Annotated in this window: 13 protein-coding genes and 1 pseudogene; 9 read left to right on the top strand and 5 right to left on the bottom strand. The window is 70.4% G+C overall.

Annotated features, from left to right (window positions below; genetic code table 11):
- Window positions 1-14 precede the first annotated feature (14 nt).
- Window positions 15-767 carry a sulfite exporter TauE/SafE family protein gene (locus tag ABZ855_RS12450; protein WP_360805189.1) on the top strand — a complete coding sequence of 251 codons (753 nt, stop codon included), beginning with the start codon at window positions 15-17 and terminating at the stop codon, window positions 765-767.
- A 123-nt stretch (window positions 768-890) separates the two neighbouring features.
- On the opposite strand, the gene ABZ855_RS12445 is transcribed toward ABZ855_RS12450, so the two are convergent.
- The gene (locus ABZ855_RS12445) at window positions 891-1,883 is read right to left on the bottom strand and encodes an aldo/keto reductase (RefSeq protein WP_360805186.1); all 993 of its coding nucleotides are present in this window, start codon (window positions 1,881-1,883) and stop codon (window positions 891-893) included.
- Between the two features lie 121 nt (window positions 1,884-2,004).
- Between ABZ855_RS12445 and ABZ855_RS12440 the strand changes: the two genes are divergently transcribed.
- The 6 genes and pseudogenes from ABZ855_RS12440 (at window position 2,005) to ABZ855_RS12415 (ending at window position 8,130) form a co-directional block, all read left to right on the top strand.
- A complete protein-coding gene (locus ABZ855_RS12440) occupies window positions 2,005-2,640 on the top strand; it encodes a TetR family transcriptional regulator (RefSeq protein ID WP_360805183.1) in 636 nt (211 codons plus the stop codon).
- Between the two features lie 349 nt (window positions 2,641-2,989).
- Window positions 2,990-3,556: pseudogene (locus tag ABZ855_RS12435) on the top strand (zinc-binding dehydrogenase); the annotation flags it as partial.
- A 54-nt stretch (window positions 3,557-3,610) separates the two neighbouring features.
- Window positions 3,611-4,165 carry a hypothetical protein gene (locus ABZ855_RS12430; protein ID WP_360805180.1) on the top strand — a complete coding sequence of 185 codons (555 nt, stop codon included), beginning with the start codon at window positions 3,611-3,613 and terminating at the stop codon, window positions 4,163-4,165.
- A gap of 41 nt (window positions 4,166-4,206) precedes the next feature.
- Complete coding sequence (locus ABZ855_RS12425) at window positions 4,207-4,788, top strand: 3'-5' exonuclease (protein ID WP_360805177.1); 582 nt, start codon at window positions 4,207-4,209, stop codon at window positions 4,786-4,788.
- A gap of 213 nt (window positions 4,789-5,001) precedes the next feature.
- Window positions 5,002-6,219 (top strand): SGNH/GDSL hydrolase family protein, encoded by a 1,218-nt coding sequence (locus ABZ855_RS12420; protein ID WP_360805174.1) that lies wholly within the window; start codon window positions 5,002-5,004, stop codon window positions 6,217-6,219.
- Window positions 6,220-6,240: 21 nt separating this feature from the next.
- A complete protein-coding gene (locus ABZ855_RS12415; protein WP_360805172.1) occupies window positions 6,241-8,130 on the top strand; it encodes a radical SAM protein in 1,890 nt (629 codons plus the stop codon).
- 623 nt (window positions 8,131-8,753) lie between these two features.
- Here the strand turns inward: ABZ855_RS12415 and ABZ855_RS12410 are convergent.
- On the bottom strand, window positions 8,754-11,696 hold the full coding sequence (locus tag ABZ855_RS12410; protein ID WP_360805170.1) for an AAA family ATPase: 2,943 nt from the start codon (window positions 11,694-11,696) through the stop codon (window positions 8,754-8,756).
- 220 nt (window positions 11,697-11,916) lie between these two features.
- Between ABZ855_RS12410 and ABZ855_RS12405 the strand changes: the two genes are divergently transcribed.
- Window positions 11,917-14,775: a LuxR C-terminal-related transcriptional regulator gene (locus ABZ855_RS12405; RefSeq protein ID WP_360805167.1), complete on the top strand. Its 2,859-nt coding sequence runs from the start codon at window positions 11,917-11,919 to the stop codon at window positions 14,773-14,775.
- A 46-nt stretch (window positions 14,776-14,821) separates the two neighbouring features.
- Here ABZ855_RS12405 and ABZ855_RS12400 read toward each other — a convergent pair whose 3' ends face one another.
- Both ABZ855_RS12400 and ABZ855_RS12395 read right to left on the bottom strand, forming a co-directional pair.
- Window positions 14,822-16,681, bottom strand: a complete 1,860-nt coding sequence (locus ABZ855_RS12400) for a ricin-type beta-trefoil lectin domain protein (RefSeq protein ID WP_360805164.1) — start codon at window positions 16,679-16,681, stop codon at window positions 14,822-14,824.
- A 90-nt stretch (window positions 16,682-16,771) separates the two neighbouring features.
- Window positions 16,772-19,003 (bottom strand): alpha-L-fucosidase, encoded by a 2,232-nt coding sequence (locus ABZ855_RS12395; RefSeq protein ID WP_360805161.1) that lies wholly within the window; start codon window positions 19,001-19,003, stop codon window positions 16,772-16,774.
- A 672-nt stretch (window positions 19,004-19,675) separates the two neighbouring features.
- Here ABZ855_RS12395 and ABZ855_RS12390 point away from each other — a divergent pair.
- On the top strand, window positions 19,676-20,557 hold the full coding sequence (locus ABZ855_RS12390) for an amidohydrolase family protein (RefSeq protein ID WP_360805158.1): 882 nt from the start codon (window positions 19,676-19,678) through the stop codon (window positions 20,555-20,557).
- A gap of 158 nt (window positions 20,558-20,715) precedes the next feature.
- On the opposite strand, the gene ABZ855_RS12385 is transcribed toward ABZ855_RS12390, so the two are convergent.
- Window positions 20,716-22,263: a family 43 glycosylhydrolase gene (locus ABZ855_RS12385; RefSeq protein ID WP_360805155.1), complete on the bottom strand. Its 1,548-nt coding sequence runs from the start codon at window positions 22,261-22,263 to the stop codon at window positions 20,716-20,718.
- Window positions 22,264-22,347 lie beyond the last annotated feature (84 nt).

The raw sequence follows: 22,347 nt of genomic DNA, 5'->3' as shown, positions 1-22,347 counted from the left end.
AGGAAGGACGAGGCGTGGACATCTGGCAGGCCGTGGCGATCACGGTGGCCGCCATCGCGGCCGGGGCCCTCAACGCGGTGGTCGGTTCGGGGACTCTCATCACCTTCCCCACCCTGCTCGCCTTCGGATACCCGCCCGTTCTGGCCAACGTGTCGAACAACCTCGGCCTCATCCCGGGCGTCCTGAGTGCCGCCTACGGCTATCGCCGTGAGCTCGAGGGCCAACGGCGCCGTCTGGTCCGCCTCGGTCTCGCCTCGGCCGCCGGCGGACTGCTGGGGGCGCTGTTGCTGCTCGAACTGCCGGCCGACGCCTTCGAGTCGGTGGTGCCGCTGCTCATCCTGGCCGCCTGCGTGCTGATCCTTCTCCAGCCCCGCCTCAACCGCCGACTGCGCGAGAAACCCTCCGGCCGCGAGAACGGCGGCCCGGCGCTATGGCTGGGCGTGGCGGCGACGGGCGTCTACGGAGGCTATTTCGGCGCCGCCCAAGGTGTCCTGCTGATAGGCCTGCTCGGCAGCTTCCTGCACGACAGCCTGCGGCGGATCAACGCCACCAAGACCGCGCTCGCGGCGATCGTCAACAGCGTCGCGGCCCTCGTGTTCCTGACGGCGACCGACATCGACTGGACCGTTGCCGGTCTGATCGCCGTCGGCTCGACACTGGGCGGACTGCTCGGCGCCCGACTGGGCCGCAGGCTGCCTCCGACCGCGCTGCGCGTCATCATCCTCACCGTCGGCCTCACCGCGGCCGTAGCCATGACGGTGCGCTGACTCCCCGTCGGATCGTCTCGTCCACGCGGGATTTGCCCGCCGTGACGAGGCCGTGTCGGGATCCACTGAGGGGCGTCGGAAACACCGACGACCGAACGCCCCTCCGGCAGGGTCGACTCGGAGTCAGTCGGTCGACATCGTGGCCAGCATGGCGGCCGGGTACCGGCTTCCCGCCGACCCCTGGGGAAGGATCTGCCTGATCTGCTCGAGGTCGGCGTCGGTGAGTTCGACGTCGGCCGCGGCGGCGTTCTCCGCCAGGCGGTCGGCGTTGCGGGTGCCGGGGATCGGGACCACGTCGTCGCCCTGGGCGAGCAGCCAGGCCAGCGCGAGCTGGGCGGCGGTGATGCCCTTGGCCGCGGCGAACTTCTGGAGCTGCTCGGTGGCGTTCAGGTTGTACGTGAAGTTGTCGCCCTGCCAGCGCTCGTCCCAGCTGCGCATGTCGTCCGCCGAGTACTCGGCGGCGGGCTTGACCACGCCGGTCAGGAAGCCGCGGCCCAGCGGGGAGTACGGCACCAGGCCGATGCCCAGCTCCCGCACGACCGGCAGGATCTTCTCCTCCACTCCCCGCTCGAAGAGCGAGTACTCGGACTGCAGGGCCGTGACCGGGGTGACGGCGTGGGCACGGCGGATGTACTGCGGGCCGACGTTGCTCAGACCGAAGTACTTCACCTTGCCCTCGGCGATCAGCTCGCCGACCACGCCCGCGACCTCGTCGGCCGGCACGTCGGGGTCGGCCGCGTGCTGGTAGAAGAGGTCGATGTAGTCGGTCCGGAGATAGCGCAGGCTGTTCTCGGCGACCTTGCGGATGTTCTCCGGGCGGCTGTCGAAGCCGGCGCCGATCTGCTGCGCGGTCATGTCGAAGCCGAACTTGGTGGCCAGGACCACCTCGTCGCGGAAGCCCTTCACGGCGTTGCCGAGCAGGATCTCGTTGCTGCCGGTGCCGAGGCCGTACAGCTCGGCGGTGTCGAAGAAGTCGATGCCGAGTTCACGGGCGCGGCGGATGGTGGCGGTGCTCTCGTCGTCGTTCGAGGAGCCGTAGGCGACGGTCATTCCCATGGTGCCGAGGCCGAGCGCGGAGACGCGCAGGCCCTGGGAGCCGAGGTCGCGATGCTGCATGAGTTTTCTCCAGACATGAGTGCCAGCCCGGCAGCGGATCCAAACCGAACTGTTCGGTTTGAGCCTAGACCTCGGTCGCCATAATTCCAAACCAAACAGTTCGGCCCCTTATCCTGGGCGTATGCCTCGTTCGACCTCGACCGACTCGACCTCCGAGCCCGCCGCTCCAGACAGTGCCGACTCCACCCGTGAGCGGATCGTCGCCGCCGCCACGGACGAGTTCGCCCGCCACGGAATCGCCGGTGCCCGGGTGGACCGCATCGCCAAGCAGGCCAATACCAGCAAGGAACGCGTCTACGCGTACTTCCGAGGCAAGGAGGCGCTCTACGCCCATGTCTCCCTGCGCGAACTGATCCGGGTCGCGGAGGCCACCCGCATGGACCCGGCCGATCTGCCGGGCTACGCGGGTCGCATGTTCGACCACTTCACCGTCACCCGCCCCGACCACCACCGTCTGGTCACCTGGGGGCGCCTCGAACTCACCGACACCGACGCCCCGTCCGGCGCCGACACCATCCGGGAGACCGTCGCCCGCAAGATCGACCAGTTGCGCGAGGCGCAGCGGGCGGGGCAGCTCGATCCGGAGTGGGACCCGGTCGACGTCCTCGCCCTGGTCAACCAGATCGCCACCACGTGGGCGGCCCAGACCGAGATCGGCGCCGTGGCGGCGGAACAGGCGGCGGATCCGTCCCTCGCCGCTCGCCGCGCCGCCCTGGTCGCCGCCGTCGAACGTCTCTTCCCCCGCGTGACGCGGTGAGGCGACCCGCGCCCGTGACAGCCTCCGCGACAGCGTGCACGCGGCGACGGCCGCCCGGAGGCACGTGCCACGCTCCGCACGGAAGCCGCGGCGGGCCCGAAGCGCCGTGAAGGCGGCGGCGCCGGGCCCGCCGTGGCCCGCTTTCACGCTCGTCCAGCCGCCGGCGAGCACGAACGAACCGGGATCAACCCGTGGTGCACCACACGGGAGCGGAAGAGCCCGCCGCTTCGAACGGCCGCTCCCAGAACAGCGGGGTCTCCTCGACCGTCACGGGGAACCGGAGCCGCTTCACCGGGCGGCCGTCACCGCTGACCTGGACGCGGTCCTCGTACGGCCCGTCGAGCGGCAGGGGGAAACCCTGCTGGTCCACGTCGCCGCCGGAGGGGTCGGCAGCGCCGCGGTACAGCTCGGCAAGGCCGCGGGTGCCAGGGTCATCGGCGTCGCGGGCGGGGCACGGAAGGTCGCCGCCGCGCGGGAACTGGGGTGCGATGTCGTCATCGACCGGCTGACGGAGGACGTCGTCGCCACGGTCCGGGAGGCCACGGGCGGCCGGGGCGCGGACGTGATCTACGACCCGGTCGGCGGCGATGCGTACGCGCAGTCCGCCAAGGTCGTCGCCTTCGAAGGCCGCATCGTGATCGTGGGCTTCGCCGGCGGAACCATTCCGCACCCCGCCCTGAACCACGCCCTGGTCAAGAACTACTCCATCCTCGGCCTCTACACCGGCCGCTACCGGACCGAGAACCCCGAACTGGTCCGGCACTGCCACGACCAGCTCACCGAGTTGGCCGCGCGGGGAGCGATCAGGCCGATGGTCAGTGAACGCGTGCCACTGGACGGTGCGGCGGACGCGGTGCAGCGCGTCGCCGACGGGCTGACGGTCGGCCGGTCGGTCGTGCTGACCGGGGATCAGTAGGGTTCCGTAGGGTTTCGTCGTGATGGGCGTGACGTCAGTGCTGGGGAGGTCGCCGTGTTGTTCGGTTCCCGGACCGGATTCGCTTTGGAGTTCCACGTCGAACCCGTCGAACCCGTCGAACACCACCCGCAACTGCTGTGTGTGGACATCTTCGTCGGCGGGCTCCATGTGAACACGTGGGACAACGCCTTCTATCCGCCCCTCCTGGTCAAGAAGCTCAAGGACGAGCTCGGTCGCTTCCGTACGCCGACCTCGCGGCCGACGGGGTTCACGACGCCGTCCGAGTCCTTCCGCATTGCCGAGAGTTGGATGTACGACGACGCCAGTACGGGTACCGCGCCCGGGAAAGAAGCGGCACTCGCGCAGTGCAGGTTCCTGGAGTGGGGGGAGTGCACCGACGAGGTGACGGCGTTCGCGTTCCCTGATGGGGACCGGGTCCACCTCGCGTGCCGGGTACGTGATGACGGCGGTGCCGCCTGGGGCACCGAGGCCACACGTGAGCCGACGGTGGCCTCGGTGAGCCGGACAGAGCTCGTCGGAACGCTGGAGCACGGCCTCGCCGTCGCCGAACGCGAGTGGGCTGTCCGGCTGGCCGCCGGCCGGGAGTAATTGGGGTGCCGGCCCCGGCCCGTATCCCTACTCTCGGCCCCATGCTCCACGAATCCGCCCTGCTGAACGTCATCGATGTGGAAGCCACCTGCTGGGACGGCCAGCCGCCGCCCGGCTCGGTGAACGAGATTATCGAGATCGGCCTCACCGTCGTGGATCTGACGGCACGGCGCCGGGTATCCCGGCACCGGGTCCTGGTCCGCCCTGCCCGGTCGGCGGTGAGCGAGTTCTGCACCGAACTGACCGGACTGACCCAGGCCGAGGTGGAACGGGGCGTCACCTTCGCCGAGGCCTGCCGGATCCTCGTCGAGGAGTACGGGGCCGGGGAGCGCCCCTGGGCGAGTTGGGGCGAGTACGACCGTCGGCAGTTCGCCCGGCAGAGTCAGGCCGACGGGGTGGCCTACCCGTTCGGCTACCCGACGGAGCGCACCCACACCAACGCCAAGGCCGTGTTCACCGAGGCCCACGGACTGCGCAGGAAGCCCGGCATGGACCAGGCTCTGCGGATCGCCGGACTGCCGCTCGATGGACGCCATCACCGGGGCGAGGACGACGCGTGGAACATCGCCGCGCTCGTCCTCGAGCTGGTGGGCCGGGGGGCATGGCCGGCGGAGCGCAGGTAGAACACCCCCTTGGCGGTGCGGAACGCATCGACGCGTCTTTGTCCTCCTTCTCACGGGTTAACCGAATTCTTACCGGCCATGTAGGGGTTCCCCCAATGCTGGCATCCGGTTCGGAACGCACGATCGACTTCGGCCGTACGGTGCCGCGCTCCCACCCCCGGTGAGCGGTGTCGTACGCACTGTTGGCGTCCGACCGGCTTCGAGGAGAGCTCCGTGAGCAAGCGTCAGGGGAGGCATGCCCGACCGTCGAGGCGGGCCGTCACCGTCCGGCGGGTGGTGGTCGCGGGCGGCCAGGCAGTCAGTACGGTGGCCCTGCTCGGATCGCTGGCAGGAACCGCCCACGCCGACGGGAACAGCGGTACCGGCACCATCAAGGTCACCGTCATCGGCGACTCCTACACCAGTGGTGAAGGAGCGTCGGCGGGGACGTACCGCACCGTGACGGTGACCGGCCCGTCCGGCGACCTGGAAAGCGTCATCGACCCTGCTCACGAGTCCGCGTCGGCGCCGACGCTGCAGGCCCTCTCCCGGATCCAGCAGCAGAATCCCAACGTCACCTTCGAGATCACCTTCGTCCCCGTCTCCGGCGCGACCCGTGACTCCCTGTACAACGTGACCCGGCCGGGAACGGAGTTCGAGCACTCCCCGCAGATCGACGCGGTCAACGGCGCCGACATCGTCATCGTCGGCATCGGCGGGAACGACGCGCACTTCGGCGACCTCGCGCAGACCATGCTGACCTCCAAGGAGGCGACGACGGAGGCGGCCTTCGCGAACTTCATGGCCCCGCTGCAGAACGGGAGTTACCTCAACGCGCAGCTCGCGGTCTACCAGGACATCGCCGACCGGATGAGCCCGAACGGCACCATGATCGCCCTCGGTTACCCCAAGGTCATGCCGGACCAGGTGCCCAGCGGTTCGTCGTCGCCGATGAGCGAGCTGCTGATCAGCACTCGTGAGGCCCAGCTCGCCAATCAGTTCGGCTCGACGATCAGCAGTCTCAACCAGCAGGCCATCGAGACCCTCGCCCAGAGCACCGGCCGCAACTTCCTGTACGGCGACGTGACCAACGCGCTCAACGGCCACGAGCTCTTCACCCAGCAGGAGGGGCTCAACGGCCTCGACTTCCTCAACCTCCAGGGTTCGTACCACCCCAACGACCTCGGCCAGACGCTCATCTCCAACACGCTGACCCCGACGGTCAACCAGGCCGTCATTTACGCCCTCGGCAACCTGGGCCTCGTCGGCCCGCCGGCACCGGATCCGCAGCCGCTCCCCACCGTCGACGCCCCGCCCACGGTCGACCCGCCGATCAGCTCGCCCCCGGGCGACCAGCCTCCGCCGGGCGACCCGGGCGACCCGGGTGACCCCGTTGTCGACCCTCCGCCCGCGGACCCGGTCCCCGACCCGTCACCCGAGATGTGCGGCTGAGACGGACGGAGAGGCACACCCATGTCGCGACTTCTCCGTGAGATCGAGGACATCAGGAAGTCCGAGATCCAGCTCTGCGGCCCGTACCGGACGAAGGGCAAGGCCCCCGACTCCCTCAGGGTCGTCTTCCTGCTCCCCTACATGCACGAGATGTCCCTGATGTGCATGGGTCCGCTGGCGCTGCACGACCTCATCAACCGGGGCCCGGACATCCCCGCCGTCGCGGAACGCGCCATCCGCTACGGCTGCCTGCGGGCGAGCGGCAACCGGCTCCTGCCGCCCGAGGGCGAGGTGTACCGCACGATCGAGTCCGCGTCCCCGGTGGCGACGGCCGACATCGTCGGGGTGAGCATCGCCAACTCCGGTGAACTTCCGTCGTTCTTCCGGCTGTTGGACCTCGCCGGCATCCCGCGGCGCAGCGCGGACCGGGAGTTCGGCAGACACCCCCTGGTCGTCGGCGGCAACGGCGGCTTCGCCAACCCCGAGATCCTCGCCGACTACGTGGACGTCGTCGCCCTCGGGGAAGGCGAGGCATCCATGGTCGAGCTGATCCGCGTCGTGCACCGGGCCAGGGCAACGGGCGCCGGCGGGGATCCCGTACGGGCCAGGGAATCCGTGCTGGAGGAACTGTCGCGCGTCCCCGGGCTCTACGTGCCCGCGATGTACGACTGTGAACTGCGCCCCGGCGGCGGTGTCACCTCGGTGCGGCCCCGCACCGCGCGCGTACCGGCGCAGGTACGGCCGCAGTACCTGGGCCTCGACGAACTGCACGCCGCGCATTTCGTGGCCCCCATCTCCAACGGGAAGCGGGGTGTGGTCGTCCCGACCCTCGGCTGCCGCTGGGCCTGCCACTTCTGCACCCTGGGCGTACCGCCCTTCCGCCAGGCCCCCTTCGAGCTCCTGGACGCCTACCTGGAGGAACTGGAGAAGCACGACATCGCGCAGGTCGTGATCAGTTCGGCGACCTTCACCCAGTACGGCAAGCGGTACGCCCTGCTGGACCGGCTGCGCGAGCACTCCGGTCGCATGGAAGGGAGGGCGACGACCATCATCGGCTCGATCCGCGCCGACGAGTTGTCCGCCCGCTATCTGGACGCGGTCTCCCAACTCGGCGACACCGGCCACTTCTTCACCGAGCTGAAGCTGGGCGGGCCGCGCGGGATCGTCACCCTCGCCCCCGAGTTCGCCGCACCCGATCTCGTCCGTATCTTCAACAAGACGATGACACCCGAGCGGGTCCACCGGTCGATCGAACTGCTGCGGGAGAACGAGCACTTCGCGCACGTCATGCTGTACTTCATCGTGGGCGCCCCCGGTGAGACGGCCGCCGACCGCCGTGCCATCGCCGATTACGCAGTCGACGTCTTCCGGCGTTTCAATCGTGCGAACGGCACGGTCATCCTCAAACTCCAGCAGTTCATGCCCGAGCCGGGAACCGTCGGCCAACGCCTGCCCATGGCCGACCCCGCGCTCATGGAGGGCCATGTGGAGGAGGTCCGCGAGCACCTTCGCGCGCTGGTCGGCGCGGAGGCCTACGAGCGCAACTACCGCGTGGTGTGGGACCAGGTGAGCCGGCTCCTCCTCGAAAGTGTGTGCCTGCGCGGGGACCGGAGAGTCGGACACGTCCTGGAGTCACTGCATGACGCGGGCGCCGATCCGACGACGCTCTCCCCCGCGCGACTGCGTGATGCCCTCGCCGCGCACGGCCTGGACCACCGCCACTACCTGCGGCGGCTGGATCCCCACGAGCCGCTCCCCTGGGACGTGGTCGACGACGTGGACCGCGACCAGGAGACCAGACTCATGGCCGAACTCGACCGACGGGCCGCCGGAGACACGGCCCGTACGGAGACATCTCAAGACCCGACCACCCTCGGACTGCTCGGCACCGGAGCGGCCGCGGTGGGATGACAGGGGGGCGGTCCCCCCGCTGCCGCCGGAGGCCTCCACCGGCCCGGGCGAATGCCCCGACCATCTCGCGGAGTGCGAGAAGACGCCCGCACGCGGGCGGAGAGGGACGCCGCGATCGCAACCGTGGGGCACGCCAACGGCCGCAATCGGGGCCGTGGGGCACGCCAACAGTCACGATCGGGGCCGTGGGGCACGCCGGAACCCGAGCGCGTCTCGCGCACCGCCCGGGACGCGACCGGCAGCGGTCGCGAATCCGCCGCGACGCAACGCGGGCGCATCGCCGTGCCGACCGCGATCCCCGGCGGTCGCGGTACCAGGCGGTCACTATCCCGGGAGGTCGCGGTTTCCCGGGCGGTCACGCCCGGACAGTCGCGCTGCCCCGCGGCCTCGATCCCGGGCGGCCTCGCTGCCCTGCCGACCGCGATCCGGAGCGGCCTCGCTGCTCCGCCGATCGCGATCCCGGACAGTCGCGGTACCAGGGGGACACGGTTCCGGGCGGTCACGTTGGCCTGCCGGTCGTGGTCCCAGGTGGTCGTGGTCCCGGGCAAACCCGCCCCCGCGCGGCTTCTCCGGCCGCCTCGGGCGGCGAGGGTGGACGGCCGTGGCTGTTGTCGCCCACCGGGTCAGGCGACGTGCTCCGGGCAGGTGTGCGGCAGCGTGGTGGCCAGGGCCACCCGGGAGCGTACGCCGGCCTTGCGGAAAATGCGGGTGAGGTGAGCCTCGACGGTCTTGGGTGAGATCACCAGCGCGCGGGCGATGTCGTTGTTGGACATGCCGAGGGCGACCATGCGGGCGATCTCCTGTTCTCTCTCCGACATGTCCGGCACCGGGCGGGGCCGGCGTGCTCCCAGGCGGCGCTGCAGATCCACCGCCTGCCGGTAGAGATGGCGCGCGCCCGAGGCCTGCGCGAGCGACTTCGCGCGGTTGGAGTGCTCCAGCGCTGGTTCCAGCATCCGCGTCCGGTCCCGGGGGCCGGCCGGCATGAGCTCCCGGGCCAGTAGCAGCCTCGCCTGGCACTCCATCAGCACCAGCCCGCCGGTCCGGAACCCGGACACCGCCTCCTCCAGCGAGCCGACAGGATCCGGGGCGCAGTGGGCCCGTGCGAGGGCGGCGTATCCACACTGGCCCGGCAGCCCCAGCAGATCCGCCTCCAGCGACGCCCGCCGGGCCCACTCGGCGGACTCCTCGCGCTCACCCAGCGCCGCCGCGGCCCGGGCCCCCACCGCGTACCAGATCGGTTTGATGGACCGGGCGGTACCGGGGTGCCGTTCGTGGTCCATGGCCGACCGCGCCAGCTCCAGGCACTCGGCGGGCCGCTCCTGCTCGAGCCGGACCGTCGCAAGCACTCCGGCGGTGACCGCCCAGAGTCTGCCTCCCGCACCGACCTCCTGCACCGCGCGTTCCGCGATCGGCGCGGCGGCGTCGGGGCCGTCCAGTGTCGAGGTCGCCCAGGCGCGCAGTGCCAGGGCGAATCCGAGCAGCGCCGGCCGCTTCATCCGACGGGCGTCCTCCTCGGCGTCCTCGGCCGAGCGCAGGGCGTCCGCGAGCCGGCCGACGCTGACACCGGCGTAGGCATGGGCGAGCCGCAGGTACGGCAGGACGAACAACTGCCCGGAGTCCTGGGCGAGTCTGATGCCGCGGGCCGTGTGACGCAGCGCGTCGTGATGCCGCTCGGCGAGTGCCTCGGCCCAGCCGAGTTGGGACACGGTGTCCAGGTGCGGGGCGAGTTCGGTGTCTCCCGTCGAGTCCACCAGCGCACTGGCTTCCCGGGCCCGGCGCAGCAGAGCGGGGACGTCTCCCGCGAACGCGCTGCTGTGCGCGAGACGCACGGTGGCGGCCATCCGGAGGTGCCTGCTCCCGCTGCCCGTCGCGTGTCGCAGCACCTCCGTGGCCAGAACCTGTGCGCGGGGGTACGTCCGGCGCAGGAGACTGACCGTCGCGAGCTCCAGCCGCAGCGGAGCGCTCAGTTCGGCGGCGTCGGCGGGGTCGAGGGAGGTCTCCGGCAGCTGGGCGAGTGCCGCCGTCAGCAGGGATTCCGCCTGACCGTAGTTGCCGAGATGACGTTCGACCATGGCGTGCAGCGCCACGAGTTCCGTGTCCGACCTGGTGGGGGGCGCGTCGGCCGGCGCGGTGAGCCGTCTCAGCAGTTCCCGGGATTCGCGCAGGTGCCCGATGGCCCCGAGCGAGCGGGCCAGGGGTGTCATCAGCCCCGCGCGCAGCCCGTCCCCGCCCTCTCCCCCGGGAGCCAGGGTCAGCGCCGTGCGCAGCCAGGACACGGCAGCCGCCGGATTCGTCTCCCGCACCTGTTCGGCAGCCTCCGTCAGCAGTCGGACCGCGTCCCGGTCGCCCGGCTCCGCGCTGCGGGCCACGTGCGGTGCCCGGAGCGCGGGGCAGGCACCCCACTCCCGTAGAACGCGGTCGGCACGCGCGTGGGCGGCCCGGCGCCAGCCGTGCGGGGCGGCCTGGTACACGACGGCGCGCAGCACCGGATGGCGCAGGCGGCAGTTCCGCCCCAGGGCGAGATCGGTCCGGACCAGGTCCGCCGCGATCAGCCGGTCGACAGCCCGCGCGACGCTCGGCGCGTCCCGGTCGGCGAGTTCGGCGAGGTACGTGGGGTCGAACTCCTCGCCGAGTACGGCGGCGGCCCTCAGGACGTCGAGTTCCACGGCGTCCAGCGGACCGAGTTCACGGGCCAGCGCGGCGCTCGCCGTCATCACCGTCTCGGCCGACAGCGCCCATGGGCTGGTCCCGTCGGGGGGCATGAACGTCCCCGGCGACTGTGCCAGCGCCCGCAGATAGAAGGGGTTTCCGTGGCCGGCTTCATGGAGTAACCGCTGCCGTTCGGCCGTCGGTTCGCCGGCGAGGAACTCGGCGACCGTGCCGCGCGGCAGCGGCCCGAGGTGGAACCGTTCCACCCGGTAGACGTCGTCCGGTTCGGCGAGGCTCGCCGTCAGTGACGTCGGCCGCTGTCCGGAGCGTACGGAACACACGAGGATGAGCGGTGTCCGGGGCCGGGGACGGCGCAGGAGGTTGCCCAGCAGGTCGATGGACGCGTGGTCGGCCCACTGGAGGTCGTCGAGGCAGAGGGTCACGCTTCGCTGGTCCTCGGCCACCGACCACAGCAGACCCGTGACGCAGCGGCGCAGACGGGGCCCCTGTTCCCCGTCCGTGGTCTCGGGTCCGGTTGCCGTTTCGTTCCCACCGGTTCGCGGCTCCGCGTCAGCTTCCTCGAAGTACCGCAGCAGGAAGGCCTGGTCCTCGCGCGTGAGTGAGGTGGCCGCTGCGGGCAGTTCGAGGGACCGCAGGACCGGACTTCGGAAGAGCGCGAAGGGGCGCCTCCGATCCGCCCGGGACACTCTGCCCGCCAGCACGGTCAGCCCGGCCCGCTCGGCCAGCGTGTTCCATTCCGCCAGCAGACGGGTCTTGCCGATGCCGGGTTCTCCGGTGATCTCCAGCAACCACGGACCCTCGTAGGGCCGTCCGGTCATGATGCGCCGCAGCCGCCCGGCCTCCTGCTCGCGGCCGATCAGGGGCTCGTGCGAGCCGAATGCCCGTGCCTGGTCCATGGGCGTGTCCAACTGTGTTCCCCCTCACAACAGTGGTCAGCTGCGGGACCAAGCATGGTCGAACTCAAATGGGATCACGTCGGGGGAAATACGTAATCACCGTACGTATCCGTCGTTCGAGCAACATCGTTTGCCTCTGTATGGTTGCTGTGACGGCGCCCCGAGGCCCAGGCCGCCCCGCATGCGCGCCCGACCTCACCGGCTAGAGAGAACGGCGCTCATGACCGCAGTGGACGTACCGGCTGACGGAGAGCGCCCTGTCGGGCGGGAGACCGAACTCGCCGTACTCACAAGGATCGTGAACGCTCTGGGCCACGGCCAGGGCTCCGTAGTGGAGATCACCGGTGAGCCGGGCATCGGGAAGACCCGCCTGGCCACGGCACTCATGGACATGGCCGCGCGGCGGGGAATCCCGGTCGTCCGCGCCCGCGCCGTACGGGGAAACACCACCTCCTTGCAGGTGTTCCGCGACGCCTGGGAGGCACGGCAGGCCGATTCACGGGCGACCTCGGGCGCGAGGACGTTCGAGGAGTGCGGCGGCCGGCCCGCGGAGTGGGCGGCGGGCTGCGCCCTGGTCCTGGACGACGTCCAGTGGTGCGATGCGGACTCGGCGGCGGAGATCGTCCGGCTGGTCCGTGCCCAGCCGCCGGGCCCGTTCCTGCTCGCCCTGGCCCACCGCCCCGGACAGACGGCCCCCGAGCTGCTGGAAGCCCTGGAGTACGGAGTCCAGGCGGGCACGGTGACGCGTATCGAGCCGGGCCCGCTCGATCCGGCAGCCGTGGCCGAGTTGCTCACCGGCCGGGGCGCGCCGGGCGACCCCCACAACCGCCCCACTGTCACCTCCCAGGATTTCGCGCGCCTGGTCTGCGCGGCGGCGGAGGGCAACCCCCGGTACGTGCGTCTGCTCGTCGCGGCGGACTGGCAGCCCGAGCACTGGCCCGACCGCCCGGGCACCGACACCGCCGGGCTGCTCCGTGAGGCGAAGCCGCTGATCGCCGAGTTCGACGCGCTGTCCCCGCAGGCGTCGATCACGGCGTCGGCGGCGGCGGTGATCGGCAGCCCGTTCCGGCCCGAGGACACCGCCCGGGTGTCCGGGCTGGGGCTGGACCGAACTCTCGACGCGCTCGCGGAACTCGAGCTGGCCGACCTGGTCCGCCCGGCCGACTGGAAAGGCAGCCTGGCCTTCCGTCATGCCGTGGTCGGCCATGTCGCGCACGAGAGGGCGGGCGTGTCCTTCCGGCTGCGGGGCCACCGCCGTGCCCTCGACCTGATCGACGCCCGTGGCGGCCGGGCGCGTGAACGGGCCCGGCACGCCGAGCATCTGCTGGGCACCGACGCCGCTCTCGCCACACGCACCCTCACCGACGGCGCCGCGGAGATCCTCGCGCGGGACCCGGCGACCGCGGCGCACTGGCTCCGGCTGGCACTGCAGGCCCTGCCCGACGGGGGGACGGACTCCCCCGCGCGCGTCGAGACGGAACTCGCCTGCTGTCGCGCGCTGATCGCCTCCGGCCAGTTCGCCGAGGCCCGCACCCGCGCGCACGAACTGCTCGGACGCCGGCACGCGGCTCTCGGCACGAGACAGCTGCTCCAGGCGCACGCCGTCTGCGCCGCCGTCGAGCGGCAGCTCGGCCGGTACGCGGAGGCGGCGGCCATCGCGGGTTCCGCCCTCGGACTGCTGCCCAGGCCCCTGCCCGATCCGCTGCCGGCCGAGGCCACCGAACTGGTCATCGAGTACGGGCTGGTCCATGTCCTGGGCGGCACGCACGACCAGGTGCATGCCCTGCTCCGGGAAGCCGTACGGACTCCGCTCGAGGCGGACAGAGCAGACGGAGCAGACGGAGCCGACCACACCGTGCTGCGGATCCTCAACGCCCTCTGTGCCACCCACGCCGGCGATCTCGACGAGGCCATGGCCGAGGTCACCCGCTGTGTCCGGCTCGTCGACGCCCTTCCGGACCCCCTCGTCGGCCGCACCCCGGAAACCCTGGCCCTGCTCGGCAGCGCGGAGCTGTACCTGGAGCGCTTCACGGACGCCGCCCGCCATCTGAGCCGGGGGCTGGGAACCGACCGTACGGGCTCCCGGCAGCCCATCGTGCTCCACCGGTTGCTGGGGCTCGCCATGGCCGAGCAGTGGACCGGCCGCCTCGACGCCTCCCAACGGCACGCCCAGGAGGTCGAGTCCCTGGCCCGCGACCTCGGTGTCCGGCCCGCGGTCACCCTGGCGCAGGCGATACGCGCGACATCCCTCGTCTGGTCCCGCGGCCGGGAGTACGCCGCCGAGGCCGTCGCACTCGTCGAGGAGGCCCCGCGCGCCGGCCGGCACGGCCACAGCTGGTGGACGGCCTCGGCGGCGGGCCTGCTCGCACAGGCCCGGCTGCTCGCCGGTGACGCGGCCGGCTGCCGGCGGACCCTGCTGGACAGCGAGGGCGGCAACCGTCTGCCGCCGGTCCGGCCCTTCTCCCGGCCCTTCCTGCTCTCCCTGCTCGCCACGGCCACACTCGAGTGCGGCGACCCCGAGGAGGCGCACCGGCTGGTCCGCACCGCCGAGGCGGAGGCCGAGCGGCTCGGGCTGCCGGTCCAGGAGGCGTACACGCGCCGGGCCCGCGCCCTGCTCCACCAGGCCGACGGTGAACACGACGCGGCCGCCAAGCTCTTCGACTTCGCGGCGGATGCCTTCCGGGCGGCCGACATGCCCGTGGAACACGCCTGGACCCTGGCGAGCGGCATCCGCTCCTTCGACCTCACCCAGGGCCGCGAAACTGCCCTGGGCCATCTCGACGCGGCCGAAGCGCTCGCCCGTACCTTCGGGGCGGCGCTCGTACAGGAGCGGGTGGCCCGGACGCGCGCCGAACTCTCCGAGGGCAACGGCACCGCCCACCCGCTCGGCCTGCTCAGCGACCGCGAACGGGAGATCGCCGAACTCGCGACGACGGGGCTGCGCACCCGGCAGATCGCCGAACGGCTCTTCCTCAGCCCACGCACGGTGGAGACGCATCTGTCGCGCGTCTACCGGAAACTCGAGGTGTCGTCCCGAATCGCCCTCTCCGACCTGCTGCGCCGAGAGCCCCGGACTTGAGGTGACGCGAGGCTGGACCGCGGGGCCCAGCCTCGCGTCGTTCCACTCAACCCCCGCTGGAGGCCGACCACTTCTGGTTGGAGGCGCCCGTGCAGCTCCACAGCTGGACCTTGGACCCGTTCGCCGTGGCCGTGCCGGTCACGTCGAGGCAGAGGCCGGACAGGTCGTTGGTGACGCTGCCGTCCGCGTGGAAGGTCCACTTCTGACTGGCGCCGCCGTTGCAGTCCCAGGTGACGACCTTGGTGCCGTTGGCCGTGCCGTTGCCGAACGCGCCGAGGCACTTGCCAGCGACCTGCAGCTCACGGCTCGCCGAGTACGTGTACTGCTGGTTGGCGCTCGCCGACGTGCAGTCCCAGATGTTCTGCTGGATGCCGTTGGCCGGGTTGCCGGTGTCGTCCAGGCACCGGTTCGAACCCTGGCCGACGATCTGTCCGGCGGCCGTCTGCGCGCCCCGGGTGAAGGTGACCGTGGCGTGCGCGGGCAGCGTGTAGGAGAACGATCCTGCGTTGTTCCACGTGGTGGTGAACGTGGTGGCGGAGGAGTTGTTGTTGTAGGCGACCAGCACCTCGCCGCCGTCGGGGTTCTGATAGGCCTGCGCCCAGATGCCGCCGCCGTCGCTGTAACCGATCCGGGTCGCGCCGGGGACGACGAACTTCGAGAACTGGCCGAGCTGATAGTAGTTGTCGGTGTACGTGGCCTTGCCGGTGGCCTGGTCCACGGTGACCAGTCCGGTGCAGTTGGTGCAGCCGACGCCCATCTTCGGGCCGCCGTCGGTGTCGAGGGCCAGGTTCCACAGCAGGGCGCCGTTGGCCCAGTTGAAGGTGGACTCCAGGGCGAGCTGGGCGGCGTTCATCGGCGCGATGCCGGGGCCGGTGGAGCACTCGCTCTCGTAGAGCCGCTTGTCCGGGTAGGAGTTGTGGATGGTGGTCATCTTGCCGAGGTCGTTCTGGTAGCAGTGCCACGCGGTGCCGTAGATCGCGTCTCGGGCCGCCTGGTTGCCCATCAGCGTGTTGGCGTAGTTGGTGTCCACGTGGTCGGCGTCCCCGGCGAGGATCTTCGTGCCGGAGAGGCCCGCCTGCTGGAGTGCAGGGGCGAGGTTGTCGGCGATGAAGGTCGCCTCGTTGGCCGCGGGCCACAGCATTGCCGAGTACGTGGACGGGGAGATCGTCGGCTCGTTCTGCGGGGTGATGCCCCAGACGTCGACGCCCTTGGCCTTGTACTCCTGGAGGAACTTCACGTAGTACTGCGCGAGCGGCCCGTACATGTCGGAGCGCAGGGTGCCGTTGTTCGTCCCCAGCATCGTGTTCGTGGTCTTCATCCAGGCCGGCGGGCTCCAGTTGTTGGCGAAGAGCTTCATCGATGGGTTGAGCGCCTGGGCCTGCTTGATGACGGGGATGACGTAGGCGTCGTCGTGCGCGGTGGAGAAGTTCGCCAGAGTCGGGTCGGCGACGCCGCCGTTGTCGTCGTAGGAGTAGGTGCCGGGGCTGCTCGCGGGTGTGGCCGTGTAGTCGGAGGAGCCCATCGGAGTGCGCATGAGGGACAGTCCGATGCCGGAGCCGCGGGTGAACAGATCACGCATCACCCGGTCGCGGGTGGTGGCGTTGAGCTTGTTCTGCAGGAGGTACGCGGAGGTGTCGGTGAAGGCGGCGCCGAAGCCGTCGATGGTCTGGAACGACTGGGTGTCGTCCACCTTCAGGTTCACACTGCCCGAGGAGACGGGCCCCAGGGCGATGCCCGGCTGCGGGGTCAGCGCCTGACTCAGGTCGGACGTCGTCAGGGTCACGCCGATCGTGCTGCTCGCGGCCTGCGCGGGCGACGCGGCGAGGACCGCCACCCCGCCCGTGACGGCCAGCGTCAACGCGGTGACCTGCGCGCTCAGTCGGCGCAGCGGTTGTCTCATGGTCATGGAGGTATCCCTGTTCACTTGTGATCGGGGTCGTCTGCCTGCGGCGCGGGCCGGAGTCCGGCACCGAGCCGGGTCATGAGGGGGGAGGGATCACACGGGGCTGATCGTCCACTGCATGTTGGTGCTGTTGCCCCAGGCCCACATCTTGGTGACGGAGCCCTCGGGCACGTTGCCGCCGCCGTCCAGGAGCTTGCCCGTGGTGCGGTTGACGATGTTGTACTGGCCGTCGCCGCGGTGTGTGATCTTCCACTGCTGGTTGGTGTGACCGTTCCAGGCCAGTTGCTTGCAGGTGGCGCCGTTGGCGGTGGCGCCCCAGCTGTCGGCAACCATGCCGTTGGTCCGGTTGACCAGCTTGTAGTAGCCGCCTCCGACCTCGACCGCCTGCCACTGGAGGTTGGCGCTGTCGAACCAGTGCCACTGCTTGAGGGCGGATCCGTCGGCGACGTTGCCGCCGCTGTCCAGGGCGAGCCCGTCGGTGTAGTTGATGACCTTGAGGTAGGTCGACGGGTTGAACTGCACCTTCAGTGACGTGATCTGGTCGTTCTGGCCGGTGACCCGCAGGTCGGCGTTGTCGGCGGTGAAGGTCCACTGGGTGCCGGTGAAGTTGTCGCCGGAGTAGGCGACGATCTGCTGGCCCGGCGCGAGCTTCAGCGAGGAGATGGAGAGCGCGGGCAACCCGTGCAGGTCGAGCTGGTCGGCGGTGTAGTCGCCGAGGCCGAGCGTGGCGGAGATGCCGCTGTAGTTGACGTCCGTGAAGACCAGGGCGCCGTCGACCGGCCGCAGGGCGGGGATCTGGCCGGAGAAGGTCAGCTTCAGTACGTACATGGGTGCGGAGTACGGCGCCGACGACGGCAGCGTCACCTTGAGCCCGGTGGCGTCCTGGGTGCGGCTGGGGAGGTCGATGTAAGTACCGGCCGTGCTGTCCAGCAGCTTCACCGAGGTCAGCGAGCCCAGGTTGATACGGCTGGAGCTGAGCGTCCTGACGGTCAGCGAACTGCCGGGATAGCCGAGCACCGTCGCGTACAGGACGTTGTTCGCCTTGTTGCGGGTGAAGCGGATGTCCTGCGCGGTGCCGGCGCTCGGGTTCATGAAGGTGCCGCCGCCCATCTTGGTCGGCCCTTCCCCGTACGCGGTCCAGGCACGGGTCGAGTACACCGACTCACCGAAGCGCTTCAAGTAGTCGCCGATGCCCACCAGGATGTCGCGCTGGCCCTGGGGAATGGTGCCGTCGGCCTTCGGCGCGATGTTGAGCAGAACGGTGCCGTTCTTGCTGATCCGGTCGATCATGGCGTGCAGCAGCAACTGGGCCGTGTAGTAGCCGATGCCCTCGGTGTAGCACCAACTGGAGCTGGAGACGCTGTCGTCGGTCAGCCAGTAGGGGGACGTGATGTCGGCGGGGCCGCCGCGCTCGTAGTCGAAGACCTCGCCGTGGCCGTTGAAGGCGTCCTTGTAGGTGGCGATGACCTCGCGGCCCCAGGAGTTGGCCTGGTTGTAGTAGTAGGAGAGGAAGTTCAGCAGCTGTGTCTCGGCGATCTGGTCCAGGTGGACGTCCTGGTAGATGATGTCCGGCTCGGCCAGGTCGATGACCTCCTTGAGCTTGTCGTACCAGAGCTGGTCCTCCGTGGTCTTGTCCAACTGCCCGTAGAGCTTCTTCAGGCTGGGGTCGGACTGCGCGGGGACGGCCTGGAAGTAGCCGAGGTAGTTGTAGGCGTGGTGCATCGACACCAGTAGCTTGAGGTTCTTCGCGCGGACCGCGTCGGTGAACAATTTCAGCAGGTTGAGCTGTGGGCCCTTGTCGACCGAGTTCCACTCGTTGACCTGGCTGTCCCACATGGAGAACCCGTCGTGGTGCTCGGCGACCGGGCCGGCGAACCGCGCTCCGGCGTCCATGAACAGCTGCGCCCACTCGTCGGGGTCGAAGTTGCCGCCGGCCGACTTCAGACTGGGCTTGAACTGGGTGAAGTTGCCCGCCTTGTCGTTCGCCCCGTTGATGAAGTTGTGGTACGGCCACGCGGAGGTGGTGCCGTAGGTGGCGACGTGGTGGTTGTTGACCCCGCTGCCGTTGAAGTACATGTTGCGCGGGTACCACTCGCTGTCGTACGCGGGAACGCTGAAGACACCCCAGTGGAAGTAGATGCCGAACTTGGCGTCCTGGAACCACTCGGGAGCCGCCGGGTGCTGGTTCACCGAGGCCCATGTGGGCGTGTAGGTGGCCGGTGCCGCGAGGGCGCGGCCGGAGCCGAAGACGCCGCCCGCGACCGCGGCCGCCGCGACGGCGGTGGTGCCGGCCAGAAACTGCCGTCTGTTGATCGCTCTCGACATGACGAGACCTCCAGGGCAACGAATGTGCCGAACGGTTGACGGGAGAGAGCGCGGGAGCGAGGGCTACGACGCCTACCGACCCTCGATTGCTGGGATGTTTCCCGAGCTGCGAGGACGTTACGGCGACATGACAGGAAATGACAAGAGTCCTTTCGTACCGATTCTTCCGGCCGGGGACTCGAGAGCCCGGGAAGGGGGAGCGACCCCGCCCGGACCGGCCACGATGCCCAACCCACTGAACTCCGCTTTCTCTGGTTACCCGTACGTAGCAGGGACGTTGGCGGCGACCGGAGATTCCGGAACGCGGATTTCGGGTACCACACCCACGTCTTCCATGGCCGGCCGGAGAGTCGCGTCCCGTATCTCCCGGGCAGCCTTCGGACACCTGACACACGTCGCCCGTAGCGGACACAGACTTGGGACGAGCTCACTCAATACATCCCAGCAATGAGTTGCCAGCTCGACCTATGCCGTCTACAGTCACCGCAGCACCAGCCCTGCGATCACTCACTCCGCGACGCGCGCCGACGCCGTGCGGCTCGCGAGGCAACTGGTCCCCCTTCGGACGTTCCTTCAGGAGTGTCGTCATGCCGTCCTCCGCGCGCTCGACAGCTCGCCTCGCCGCCTCCGTCGGCGCTCTCCGCAACGACTGGGACGACGCGGGCGCGGCCCGTGTCTGACCGCCCGTGCTACGGCCTCGTCGACGCCCATCACCATGTGTGGAATCTCGACCGGCGGCCCCAGCCCTGGCTGGACGAAACGACACACGGGCCGATCCGCCGTTCCTTCGGCATGGATGACCTGCGGATGACCGCCACCCGGACGATCGCGGGCCGGCGCCTGGAGCGGACCGTGGTCGTGCAATGTGTGGCGTCCCTGCCCGAGACGCGCGAGCTGTTGGCCCTGGCCGAGCGGGACCCGTTGATCGGCGGTGTCGTCGGCTGGGTGGATCTCACTTCGCTGGCCATCGTCGACATGCTCGACACGCTGCGCGCCGGGCCCGGCGGCTCCTGTCTGCGCGCCGTGCGCCACCTCGTCCAGGACGAGTCGGACCCCGACTGGCTGCAACGGCCCGTCGTGGAGTCGGGGTTGCGCACAGTACGTGACCAGGGGCTCGGGTACGACGTGTTGATCAGCGCCCCCCAACTGCCCCAGGCGATCAGGCTCGCCGAGCGCGTTCCCGGCCTGCCGCTGGTCCTCGACCACGCGGGCAAGCCGCCCCTCGCCGACGGCGACCTCGCCGACTGGGAACGGCAGATCCGCCTGCTGGCCCGCCACCCGCAGGTCCGGTGCAAGATGTCGGGGCTGATCACCGAGGCCGACCACGAGAAGTGGGAGATCGGGGACATCCGGCCCGTGTGGGACGTCCTGCTCTCCGCGTTCGGCCCGAAGCGGCTCATGTTCGGCTCCGACTGGCCGGTCTGCCGACTCGCCGGTGGCTGGAACGCCTGGGCGGCCACCGTCGAGGAGTTGCTGCGCGGCTGCTCCGGGACGGAGACGCGGGCGATACTCGCCGATACGGCGACCGAGTTCTACCGGCTGAGTCCCCGGTGAGGACGGGGTCCCAGGTGGACCGGACGGACTCGCCGACCCGGATGACGGTGAAGTGGGCCTCGGCCATCAGATCGAGGTCGTCCTTGAGACGGTCGTACGGCTGGTACTCGTGGTAGTAGGCCGCGCCGAACAGAACGCGGCGCGGCGCGGCGGCGAGGTCATGACGAGCCCTCTCCGTGGTAGCGGAAGTCGGTGAAGTGGACGGTGCCGTGCTCGGCGAACACGCCGGTCACGCGGCCGGTGAAGGGGGACGCCAGTTCGACGGACCAGAAGCGGCCGTCCAGTTCGGTGAGTGTCGTCTCGGTGCCGGCCTCGTCCACGACGGCGAGCCTGATCGTGTCGCCCGGCGGCAGCCAGGGCACCTTGTGCGGTTCGGGGATCCGGGTCTCGAGCCGCAGGAGCACCTGGTGGCCCGGCACCTCGATGGTCCAGGTCTGGGTCAGTGAGGGCAGGCTGCCCCGTGCCGTGACCAGGAGGCCGACGCCGGACGGTGCCCGCTCGGCGACCAGCGTGATCGTGTACCGCTCGTCGAAGCGCAGGCCGAGCCCGCCCCTGCCGTCCGCCGGGTCGACGCAGGCGTCGAACACGCTGCTCAGATGGCGCTGCCGGCGGCCGACGAAGTCGGGCCGGAAGGTGTCCAGGCCGCCGGAGTCCGCACTCAGGGTCAGGTGACCGGGTCGCGCGTCGAGGGAGGCGACGTCGGCGGGGGCGCGGCCCACCGCCAGCCAGCCGGGGTCGGACAGGGCTGCCGGGTCGGTGAACTCGAAGTACTCGTCCAGTGGTTCCGGGCCCGGGTTCACCTCCACGGGCGCCGGGTACGGCCAGTCGTCGGCCCATTCCACGCCGGTGACGTACGTTTCGCGGCCCAGGGGTGAGGTTTTGCCCGCCAGGCGCGTGCCGAGCAGCACCAGGACGTCCTCGCCGTGCGGGCCACGGACCAGGTCGGCGTGGCCGGTGCACTGGACGGACCGCTCGGTGCCCGAGGCGCACAGCAGCGGGTTGCCCGGGGCGCCTTCGAACGGCCCCTCGATGCTCGGCCCCCGCGCGACGCTCACCGCGTGGCCGTACCCGGTGCCGCCTTCCGCGATCATCAGATACCAGTGGTCGCCGCGCCGGAACAGGTGCGGTGCCTCGGGCGCGACCAGTCCCGTCCCTGACCACAGCTCGCGGGGTTCCTCCAGCACCCGTCCTTCGGCGAGGTCGACCCGGGCCTGGAGGATGCCCCGGTGCTCGACGACTGTCGTACCGTCCAGGTGCAGGCCGCTGTAGGTGACGTAGGCGGCGCCGGTCTCGTCCCAGGCCAGGTCGGGATCGATGCCGATGATTCCGTCGAGGGTGATGCCGTCGCTCCAGGGACCGGCCGGGTCGGCGGCGGTGAACACGACGCAGCCACGTGGGCTGGTGGCCACCGTGACGATCACATGGAAGAGGCCGTCGTGGTGGCGGACGGTCGGGGCCCACACTCCCCCGGAGTCCGGCACGTTCGCGACGCCGACCTGCTCCTCGCGGGTCGCCACGTTGCCGATGTGTTCCCAGGTGACGAAGTCGGTGCTGCGGTAGACCGGGAGCGCCGGCAGATACTCGAACGACGAGGTGACCAGGTACCAGGTGACGTCGACGAGGACACAGCTGGGGTCCGGGTTGAAGCCGGGGATCAGCGGGTTCGGCAGCAGGGGTGCGGCCGGGTGCGGGTTCGGTGCTGTCATGGCTGGTCCTGCCTTGTCGGGGGTGCGAGGGTGCGAGGGTGCGAGGGTGCGAGGGGCACGGGATCGGCCGGGTGTGTGCGCGGC

The organism is Streptomyces sp. NPDC047042, assembly GCF_040644035.1.
Classification (GTDB): domain Bacteria; phylum Actinomycetota; class Actinomycetes; order Streptomycetales; family Streptomycetaceae; genus Streptomyces.
This window is presented reverse-complemented; position numbering and strand designations above follow the sequence as displayed.

What these genes read in the sequence shown, in the direction of transcription:
- ABZ855_RS12445 (WP_360805186.1), bottom strand. Translation starts at nt 1,883, where the DNA reads ATGCAGCATCGCGACCTCGGCTCCCAGGGCCTGCGCGTCTCCGCGCTC.
- ABZ855_RS12440 (WP_360805183.1), top strand. Translation starts at nt 2,005, where the DNA reads ATGCCTCGTTCGACCTCGACCGACTCGACCTCCGAGCCCGCCGCTCCA.
- ABZ855_RS12425 (WP_360805177.1), top strand. Translation starts at nt 4,207, where the DNA reads ATGCTCCACGAATCCGCCCTGCTGAACGTCATCGATGTGGAAGCCACC.
- ABZ855_RS12415 (WP_360805172.1), top strand. Translation starts at nt 6,241, where the DNA reads ATGTCGCGACTTCTCCGTGAGATCGAGGACATCAGGAAGTCCGAGATC.
- ABZ855_RS12410 (WP_360805170.1), bottom strand. Translation starts at nt 11,696, where the DNA reads ATGGACCAGGCACGGGCATTCGGCTCGCACGAGCCCCTGATCGGCCGC.
- ABZ855_RS12405 (WP_360805167.1), top strand. Translation starts at nt 11,917, where the DNA reads ATGACCGCAGTGGACGTACCGGCTGACGGAGAGCGCCCTGTCGGGCGG.
- ABZ855_RS12400 (WP_360805164.1), bottom strand. Translation starts at nt 16,681, where the DNA reads ATGACCATGAGACAACCGCTGCGCCGACTGAGCGCGCAGGTCACCGCG.
- ABZ855_RS12395 (WP_360805161.1), bottom strand. Translation starts at nt 19,003, where the DNA reads ATGTCGAGAGCGATCAACAGACGGCAGTTTCTGGCCGGCACCACCGCC.
- ABZ855_RS12385 (WP_360805155.1), bottom strand. Translation starts at nt 22,263, where the DNA reads ATGACAGCACCGAACCCGCACCCGGCCGCACCCCTGCTGCCGAACCCG.